Here is a 6167-nt window from a genome sequence, read left to right on the forward strand (position 1 = left end):
GGAAGGTGCCCATACAGCGTAAATCCACAGACAGAGCGTAATCATATAAATTAAAAGGTGACCAAAATTAAAGTTGGAGGTAAAGGTGCGCCACAAACTATCCACTGTAAACAGCACAGCAATCACCAGACAAACAATCTGTTTATAACTGAAGTGATTCATAAATATCTTATCTCATTTCCAAACAAAATTGAACGCATTGCCTTGCACCGTTGGTTGCAGATGCGCCAGGGTTGTACCCCCAAACAATGGGTTTACAGTATTTAAACGACGCTTCTGGTGAATTTATTTCAAATTTTTCAAAATTTCCATCTAAATTGATTATTCCCTGTAATCGATTGTTTCATTTTGTCATATTTTGTTTATAAAGTCAATTCATTTTGTGAAAAACAAAGGCACCCAGGAACACTTCCTGAGTGCCAGAATGCTGGGTGCATTGTTTGTTTTTTAGGAATTTTGAATATGCGACAACAGGTCCTTGCCATCCAGCTGCGCATCCACACCCAGATAGGAGCAGATGGTTTTGCCAATGGCGCCAAACCCTAAAATGGTACCCAGGTTGTTATCGGCCTTAACCGAGCCGCCGGCAATCAGCAGAGGTACATATTCCCGTGTGTGGTCCGTAGTTTTGGTATAGCCGGGGTCACAGCCGTGGTCCGCTGTTACAACCAGCATATCATCAGGGCCCAAAAGCTCCAGCATACGGCCAAGCCCTTCATCAAATTGAGTGGCAGCGGCGGCGTAGCCGGCAATGTCCCGGCGGTGACCATAGGCCATATCAAAATCAACCAAATTGATAAAAGCCAGGCCATCAAAGGAACGCTGGGTCAAATCCAGCATAACCTGAATGCCTTCGGCGTTGCCCTTGGTGCGGATGGTTTCGGTAATACCCTCGCCATCAAAAATATCGTAAATTTTGCCAACACCAATGACATCTTTGCCTGCTTCCTTCAGGTAATCCAGCATGGTTTTTGCAGGGGGCTTGAGGGAATAGTCATGGCGGTTGGCAGTACGCTTAAAGTCCGCTGCACAGCTGCCCACAAAGGGACGGGCAATTACTCTGCCCACACCGTGCTCACCCTGAAGCATATCCCGTGCCATCTGGCAGTATTCGTACAGCGTAGCCACAGGCACGATTTCCTCGTGGGCGGCAATCTGGAATACACTGTCTGCCGAGGTATACACGATGAGGGCACCGGTTTTCATGTGTTCCTCGCCATAGTCCTTCAACACCTCTGTGCCAGAATAGGGAAGGTTGCAAATTACCTTGCGGCCAGTAAGCTGTTCAAATTTTTGAATAACCTCTGGGGGAAATCCGTTGGGATAGGTAGGCAGAGCCCGCTCACTTTCTATACCGGCAATTTCCCAGTGACCAATGGTTGTATCCTTGCCATTGCTTGCCTCCTGCAAGCGGGCATAGCTGCCGATAATCTGCTGCTGAGGCTGACCACAGGTAACCCCATCCAGATTGAACAGACCCATGCGGGCCATGTTGGGCGTTTTGAAATTCTCGTGCTTTGCGATGGAGGCCAGGGTATTTGCCCCCACATCGCCAAAGCGGTCGGCATCCGGCTCAAAGCCTACACCAAAACTATCCAATACCACCAGAAACACTCGTTTTGCCATTTCTGATGACCTCCTTTTTACTTATGGTTCTTTTATTATAGCACAAAATACTCCATCAGCCAAAACTCTTTGGTGTTTAATTTTCAGGGTGAAATTCAGACGGGTTTCGGCAAAGCGTAACTTTTATAAGATTAATATGTACTTTTAATTCTTTATTACAATACAAAGCCCTTTATGGGCTGATGGCCCATGCATTCAAAAAATACTTTCATCCGAATATTTTATTCTGTACCGCCATTATTTTATGTGTTACCTTGACTAAATGGATTTTTGTTGTTGTAAAACTAGAATATCCCTGGGTGTTTTTCTTTGCGGTCAGTTATGCAATTCGCTAATTCGTTAAAAAAATAGCCTTTTCTTAACAAAATGTTGTTAAATTGCATATACTTTTCACAAAGCGTAAATCCTCTCTTTTAAGTGTGGGCGTTTTATTATATAATAAGCCCAGCGAGACATTTTGGCAGCGCTTTGTTTAAAGCGCATGGATGAAATGACAAGAGAGTAATCTTAGGAGGATTTTACGGATGCGTAAAACAAAAATCATTTGTACTTTAGGCCCCTCTACCGACCGTGAGGGCGTAATGCGCGAGATGATTCTGGCCGGCATGAACATTGCCCGCTTCAACTTCTCTCACGGCAGCTACGAAGAGCATAAAGGCCGTTTGGACAAACTGAAGCAGCTGCGTGCTGAGCTGAATATGCCCGTTGCAGCCCTGCTGGATACCAAGGGCCCCGAGATCCGCCTGCGTCAATTTAAGGATGGCAAGACCCGGCTGGAGGCTGGCCAGACCTTTACCCTGACCACTCGTGAAGTGGAAGGCACCAACGAAATCTGCTCCGTTTCCTACAAGGATCTGCCCGGCGATGTTTCTGTTGGCAGCACCATTCTGCTGGCCGACGGTCTGATCAGCCTGACTGTTACTGCTCTCACCGAGACCGACATCCAGTGTGTTGTAAACAACAGCGGCCCCATCAACAACAACAAGGGCGTCAATGTTCCCGGCGTTTCCCTGTCCATGCCTTACCTGAGCCAGAAGGACAAGGACGATATCCTGTTTGGCATTCAGAACGGCTACGATTTCATCGCTGCCAGCTTCACCCGCAATGCTCAGGACATTCAGGACATTCGCCGTCTGCTGAACGAGCACAACTCCCCCATTCGCATCATCGCCAAGATTGAGAACCAGGAAGGCATTGACAACATCGATGAAATCCTTGCTGCTGCTGACGGCGTGATGGTTGCTCGTGGTGACATGGGTGTGGAAATCGACTTCACCGAGATTCCCATGATTCAGAAGGACATCATCTACCACAGCTTCTCCTCTGGCAAGCCCGTTGTAACTGCTACCCAGATGCTGGAAAGCATGATCGAAAACCCCCGCCCCACCCGTGCAGAAATCACCGACGTGGCCAACGCCATTTACGACGGCACCAGCGCCATCATGCTGAGCGGCGAAACTGCTGCCGGTAAGTACCCCGTTGAGGCTGTACGCACCATGGCTGCCATTGCCGCCCGCACCGAGAGTGACTCCAGCTACATTGAGCATATGCGCAAGCCGCCGGTTGACACCCGTATGACCATTGCTGGCGCTACTGCCCATGCTGCTTGCGGCACCGCTGCCAACATCAAGGCCAGCGCTATTGTTACCGTTACCCAGATGGGCGAAACTGCTCGTCTGCTGAGCAAGGTTCGTCCCCAGACTCCCATCATCGCTTGCGTTATGGATGAGCAGGTACAGCGTCACCTGGCCATCTCCTGGGGCGTACATCCCCTGCTGATGCCCGCTGCCGCTAACACCGACGAGCTGGTAGACCTGTCCATCAAGACTGCTGTGGACCGTGGCCTGCTGCACGAGGGTGAACTGGTTGTTGTAACCGCTGGTGTTCCCGTGGGTGTTTCCGGCACCACCAACATGATGAAGGTTCATATGGTTGGTGATTTGCTGGCCAGCGGCGTTGGCATTGGTGAGCACAATGCCAAGGGCCCTCTGTGTGTTTGCCGCAACAGCGACGAAGTTGCCAGCAAGTTCAAGAAGGGTGATGTTCTGGTTGTTCCCTACACCGATAACAGCATGATGCCCTACATGCGTGAAGCCAGCGCCATTGTGGTTGAGCAGGCTGGCATGAACAGCCATGCTGCTATTTCTGGCCTGGCTCTGGGCAAAGCTGTCATGGTTGGCGTAAGCAACGCTACCAGCCTGCTTAAGGACGGCGTAATGGTTTCTGTGGATTGCAGCCACGGCACCATCCAGAATATGCCCTGCTAAGTTAAGGCTGTTGCTGGATTTTTAACCGGATAACGACCTTTAAAAGCTAAAAAATCCCCAGTGTTTTAGCACAAACACTGGGGATTTTTGCATTTAATGGATGGAGAGCACTTACAGCATGGATTTGCCAAACGGTTTTTGGGTTTTCTCTTGATTTTACATAAACACACCCATATAATATGAATTACCTAGATCATTTGTTACGCAGGAGGAAACTATGCTCATTTCTACTAAAGGCCGCTACGCACTACGGGTACTCATTGATATGGCCGAGCATCAGAATCAGGGCTATGTCACACTAAAGGAGATTGCGGCCCGACAGGGAATTTCCGAGAAATACTTGGAAATCATTGTAAAAGTTTTGGTAAAAAACGGTTTTATGGTGGGCGTTCGTGGCAAGGGCGGCGGTTATCTGCTGTCTGTTTCTCCAGATGAATGCACTGCGGCAGATATCTTAATGCTTACCGAGGGCACCTTGGCCCCTGTCGCCTGCCTGGAGCACGGTGAGCAATACTGTGAAAACGCACCGGAGTGCCGCACCCTTCCCCTGTGGAAAGGCTTGAACGAAACCATTCAAAACTATCTCAAACAGTTCACCATCGCAGACCTGGTACATCGGGACGCAGATGCCCCCAACTATGTGATTTAACAACTGATTTATAGCAAGAACAAAAGCCAATGGAGCAAGTTTTACACCTCTGCTTCATTGGCTTTTATGGATTTGAAGGCCTCTTTTTTTAAATATTCCCGCAGCTTCATTGGCTTTCTTTTAAGCACAAAACACCCCCAAGCACTCTATAAAAGGGCTTGGGGATGTTGATTGTTAGTCTGCAGCAGGATGGGGCCGCTTGCTAAAACGGGCACGCAGCGCCTCACGCCGCTGTTGGGTAGCTTGTTGATTTATCTGCCAGCCTTGTTGCGGCAGGTAAACCAGCACATCCCCTTCTCGTGCATCGGCAGGAAGCTGGGAGCGCTGCACATTTAAAAAGGATACATCCTCACCACAGCTTACTTCTACCACCGCAAACTCCCCTTCCCATCGGTCCAGTATGTAGAGTTCCATGAGTTTCTCCTTCTGCTCAGGCTGCGTTGGCGGTATAGGATTGCAGGCCATTCTCGGTGGCTGCAATTACCACCGATCCATTTTGGTCGGTACGCAGAATTTCTGCGCCAATCTGACCAAATCGCTGCATAGGCTCTTTATGTGGGTGCCCATAGCTATTATCTTTGCCACAGCTTACCACAATCCACTGGGGCTGAATTGCTTCCAGGTAATCCATGGAGTTGGAGGTATTGGAACCATGGTGGGCAGCCTTGTAAACCTGCGCCTTGGGAACCACTCCCTGCTCCAGCGCCTGCTGTTCCAAATCTTTTTCAGCATCGCCGCTGAGCACCACACTCAGACCCGGTGCATGGTAGTAAAGTATTTGGGAAAGGTCGTTGTAATTATCGGTTTCAATTCCGGCAAAGCGCACCTCCAAGGTGCCTTCTCCCAGCTGGAAGGTCTGCCCTTCCTGGGATACCGTGGTGGGAATTTGCAGCCGCTCAATGGTATCCATTACCTTTTCAAAGGTGCGGGTGGTGGGATAGGGGGCTTTGTCCAAATCCGGCAACAGAACATGGTCCACCTGCACCTGCTCCAAAACTGCCTTCATGCTGCCAATGTGGTCTGCATGAGGGTGACTCATCACCAGCAACGCCAGATGGTCTACCCCCTGCTGCTCCAGATAAGAAAGCAACGCTTCTTTGCTTTCTGGTTCACCTGCGTCGATCAGGCAATAAGTATCGCCGCTTTGCAGCAGGGTAGCATCTCCCTGCCCCACATCAATAAAGTGCACCGCCTGCACCTGGTCGGACAGTTCTCCTGTTTCCACCGGTGTGGTGGTAAAGCCCAATGCCTGGTATAAATCATTCCAGGTGGGTACAGAGGCTGTGCCGTTTTCCATGCCCAGATTCAAACCCACAATCAAGCAGAACAGGGCTAATCCAAGCACAATTGCCTGGGGCAGTGTAAGACGGATGGTTACGGTTCTTTTGCCTCGTTTTCTTCTTTTACGCTGGGCCATAGATTATCTCCTCTTGCCTTTCTTTTTGGGTGCAAAGGTGGGCCGGGCTTCCCTGCCGGCAACCTTTTTGCCATCCTGAGAAACAAACTGACCCTTAATAATCTTCGGCTGGTTTCGCTTGGCTTGGGCTCGGGTTGCAGGACGCTGCTCCTGTTTGGCCTTTGGCTTATAGCCAGGAACCAGCAGAGGAATCAAATCCTCCCGATGG

6 protein-coding genes are annotated in these 6167 nt (G+C 49.7%); 2 read left to right on the forward strand and 4 right to left on the reverse strand.

Going from position 1 to position 6167, the window contains the following annotated elements; all coding sequences use genetic code 11:
• Nucleotides 1–447 precede the first annotated feature (447 nt).
• Nucleotides 448–1626, reverse strand: coding sequence for a phosphopentomutase (locus ACH2EM_RS00325; protein ID WP_395150030.1), 1179 nt, complete (start codon nucleotides 1624–1626; stop codon nucleotides 448–450).
• A 524-nt stretch (nucleotides 1627–2150) separates the two neighbouring features.
• On the opposite strand from ACH2EM_RS00325, the gene pyk reads away from it, so the two are divergent.
• Nucleotides 2151–3893: a pyruvate kinase gene (gene pyk / locus ACH2EM_RS00330; RefSeq protein WP_395150031.1), complete on the forward strand. Its 1743-nt coding sequence runs from the start codon at nucleotides 2151–2153 to the stop codon at nucleotides 3891–3893.
• Between the two features lie 217 nt (nucleotides 3894–4110).
• Entirely contained in the window at nucleotides 4111–4542 is a 432-nt protein-coding gene (locus tag ACH2EM_RS00335; RefSeq protein WP_395150032.1) for an RrF2 family transcriptional regulator, read from the forward strand.
• Nucleotides 4543–4716: 174 nt separating this feature from the next.
• Here ACH2EM_RS00335 and ACH2EM_RS00340 read toward each other — a convergent pair whose 3' ends face one another.
• From ACH2EM_RS00340 to ACH2EM_RS00350, 3 genes are all read right to left on the reverse strand, one after another.
• A complete protein-coding gene (locus ACH2EM_RS00340) occupies nucleotides 4717–4956 on the reverse strand; it encodes a DUF3006 domain-containing protein (protein WP_395150033.1) in 240 nt (79 codons plus the stop codon).
• 16 nt (nucleotides 4957–4972) lie between these two features.
• Nucleotides 4973–5959 carry a ComEC/Rec2 family competence protein gene (locus tag ACH2EM_RS00345; protein ID WP_395150034.1) on the reverse strand — a complete coding sequence of 329 codons (987 nt, stop codon included), beginning with the start codon at nucleotides 5957–5959 and terminating at the stop codon, nucleotides 4973–4975.
• Between the two features lie 3 nt (nucleotides 5960–5962).
• Nucleotides 5963–6167: hypothetical protein (locus ACH2EM_RS00350; RefSeq protein ID WP_395150035.1), on the reverse strand; the 205-nt coding region annotated here is incomplete at its 5' end.

The organism is uncultured Allofournierella sp. (assembly GCA_944382705.1).
Taxonomy (GTDB): domain Bacteria; phylum Bacillota; class Clostridia; order Oscillospirales; family Ruminococcaceae; genus Allofournierella.

Excerpts from the sequence above, each read along its gene's own strand:
- pyk (WP_395150031.1), top strand. The coding sequence starts at position 2,151 with ATGCGTAAAACAAAAATCATTTGTACTTTAGGCCCCTCTACCGACCGT.
- ACH2EM_RS00325 (WP_395150030.1), bottom strand. The coding sequence starts at position 1,626 with ATGGCAAAACGAGTGTTTCTGGTGGTATTGGATAGTTTTGGTGTAGGC.
- ACH2EM_RS00335 (WP_395150032.1), top strand. The coding sequence starts at position 4,111 with ATGCTCATTTCTACTAAAGGCCGCTACGCACTACGGGTACTCATTGAT.
- ACH2EM_RS00340 (WP_395150033.1), bottom strand. The coding sequence starts at position 4,956 with ATGGAACTCTACATACTGGACCGATGGGAAGGGGAGTTTGCGGTGGTA.
- ACH2EM_RS00345 (WP_395150034.1), bottom strand. The coding sequence starts at position 5,959 with ATGGCCCAGCGTAAAAGAAGAAAACGAGGCAAAAGAACCGTAACCATC.